Annotated in this window: 1 pseudogene; it reads left to right on the plus strand. The window is 41.8% G+C overall.

Annotated elements, in window-relative coordinates:
- Positions 1-275: pseudogene (locus tag LKX83_RS32500) on the plus strand (Fe-S cluster assembly protein SufD); the annotation flags it as partial.

The following is a 275-nucleotide window of genomic DNA, read 5'->3' on the forward strand; positions in this document are numbered from 1 at the left end:
GGAAGAACTCCCGCAAGAAATTGTAGAGCTATTAGATGCAGACAATGAAAATATCATTGTGCAAAAGCATGCAAGCATTGTATACGCAAACATCAGCAATTCCCTAAAGGAACAAGGTGTTGTGTTTATGCCGTTAGCCGAAGCTATAAAGGAACATGGTGATCTGATTAAGAAATATCTGTTCCAAAGCGGCATCGAACAGCATAAGGTTACAGCGTTGCACCAAGCGCTTTGGACCGGTGGGTTTTTCGTATACGTGCCTAAAAATGTTGAAG

Source organism: Cohnella baijiui (assembly GCF_020731285.1).
GTDB lineage: Bacteria > Bacillota > Bacilli > Paenibacillales > Paenibacillaceae > Cohnella.